This is a genomic window from Chamaesiphon sp. VAR_69_metabat_338, from assembly GCF_031423935.1.
Classification (GTDB): Bacteria; Cyanobacteriota; Cyanobacteriia; order Cyanobacteriales; family Chamaesiphonaceae; genus Chamaesiphon.
On the sequence record NZ_JANPGM010000558.1, the window covers coordinates 1 to 2,030 of the forward strand.

Here is a 2,030-nt window from a genome sequence, read left to right on the forward strand (position 1 = left end):
GTCGCAAGAAAGACAAGCAAAACCATATTTGTATCGACTGTGGCAAGCAATTTATCGACTCATACAGCCCTCGCGGATACATGCAACAAATTAAACAAGAGTGCTTGAAACTTCATCATAATGGGATGAGCTTCCGCGCGATCGAGCGACTTCAAGGCGTCCATCACACGACAATCATTAACTGGGTAAAACAGGAAAAAGCATCGCCATCGGAAAATAACGATCTGCAATAAATTTCGATGGTGGGTCAATATTTATCCTCATGTTCGGCAATCTCCAGGTTTTGCGATCGTAACTAGAGATCGAGAGTGGCGTAAATACTAGTAGCCTCGACACCTAAACCCTCTCCAGACAATCGATCGCCAGCCTCACGACACCATTCGATCGCACGGCAGCAAACGCGATCGAATACTGCGATCTGCAAAAAGGCTATTTTGACAAGTGTGGATTACCAACTGATAATATCAGCCAAATGGCTGATATTGTTTAGACATATTTAGACTGCTTTTGCCATTTTTTGGGTACTATCTAGATAAGTCAGAATATATTCGCTGAACTGCTATTAAGTTGACTGGATATTTTTAAGCAAAAAAGCTTACTGCTGGCATGATTTGATACTTTACTGAGCTGCTCGGACTAAGGCGTGAATGCTGGAAAGTCGAGGCCGTATTGCCCGTAAGCAGACTAGTTTGCAAAAAATTGCAAGAGTTCCCTACAAACATACCCCCCGATTTATGAATTTAAAATCCTTTTCATCACGATCGAGTGATGCTAGCTCTACCCGCGCACATCCGCACTCTCTGGGTCAGCACCAGCTCAATCGATCGATCTTTGCTTCTGTATTGAGTCTGGCTGCTGTAGCGACTGTCTGTCAACCCGAACAAGCTGGTGCAGTCACTACCAGTTTACTCTTCAACGATCCCGTCCAAGCAAACAACGTCACCAGTGTAAATGGCCACGGAGCTGGATATGTTAGCTCACCAAATACCGGAGCCACAGTATTCGACTTCCGTAATGTTGCTTCAGGAGTTGATGCAAGGCTTACCAGCACCCCGTTTGGAACTGGTTACACTATGCTTGGGCAAGTACCGAATTTCGGTGCACCGAATGCTAGCGGAATTAATCAATCTAGTGCTGATGCTGCGTTTGTATATACTGCTGGCCAAGTTGGCGTGGGTGGAATGACCTATAAGTTCGACTTTTTTCAGACTAATGGCACTACCCATACCTTTACAACTGCTGCTACGCTCGCTGATTTTAACTTTATCATCTATGACATCGATGGAGAATCTACTCAAAGTGAAGCCCTGCGAGTCTTCAAAGGTTCTGACACTGGTGGTTTAAACAGTTATCGAATCGGTCAAGGGACAGTGACATCAACCGATGGAACGACAGGGATCGGGCCATTGAGCGTTTCAGAAAATGCTAACAGCTATCTTTTTTCTGGTGGCGGTCACAACATAGCGGAGACATCTGTGAATGGAGATGTCCTCTTAAATTTCCTCAACACTAGTTCGGTCACATTACAGTTTGAAGCAAACACAACGGGTGGTGTTCCTAATAATGTCTACAGTGGGATTGATGGTGATAAAAGCATCCTTCCCAACACAACAGCAACAGTTGCAGGAAATACCGTGACAGGAGACGGAGCCTTTGCTTCAGCAGTGACAGCCAAAAAAATTCCCGAACCTTTCACCGTTATCGGTACCCTGATCGGTGGTGGTGTAGCCTTCCGGATGCGCAAGAAGCTCAAAGCTACCAGCAAAGCGTAAATCGATTACACACAAAAAATTCCTGCCTTAATTATTTATCCCCTTCACCTTCATCTGTGGTGAGGGGGATTTTGGTGTGTGGGGGTTTGTTGGGTGTGCTGCGGAGATCTGACCCACCCCGCCCTACGGGCACCCCTCCGAGGAGGGGATTTTTTCGGTGCTGCCCTGTGGGCAGTACGAGGAAGACATTTGGGCAGAATCTTAGTAGACAGCATCATCCATCACCCAAAGGGTGACAGAGAAAAATCCCCTCCTCGG

At 46.3% G+C, this 2,030-nt stretch carries 2 protein-coding genes and 1 pseudogene; 2 read left to right on the forward strand and 1 reads right to left on the reverse strand.

Annotated features, from left to right (window positions below; all coding sequences use genetic code 11):
• Nucleotides 1-194 (forward strand): annotated as a pseudogene (locus tag RMO84_RS15355) (IS1 family transposase); the annotation flags it as partial.
• Between the two features lie 101 nt (nt 195-295).
• On the opposite strand, the gene RMO84_RS15360 reads toward RMO84_RS15355, so the two are convergent.
• The gene (locus RMO84_RS15360) at nt 296-424 is read right to left on the reverse strand and encodes a hypothetical protein (protein WP_310489315.1); all 129 of its coding nucleotides are present in this window, start codon (nt 422-424) and stop codon (nt 296-298) included.
• A 310-nt stretch (nt 425-734) separates the two neighbouring features.
• Here RMO84_RS15360 and RMO84_RS15365 point away from each other — a divergent pair, with 310 nt between their 5' ends.
• Nucleotides 735-1,772 (forward strand): PEP-CTERM sorting domain-containing protein, encoded by a 1,038-nt coding sequence (locus RMO84_RS15365; protein ID WP_310489316.1) that lies wholly within the window; start codon nt 735-737, stop codon nt 1,770-1,772.
• Nucleotides 1,773-2,030: the final 258 nt, after the last annotated feature.

What these genes read in the sequence shown, in the direction of transcription:
- RMO84_RS15365 (WP_310489316.1), top strand. Translation starts at nt 735, where the DNA reads ATGAATTTAAAATCCTTTTCATCACGATCGAGTGATGCTAGCTCTACC.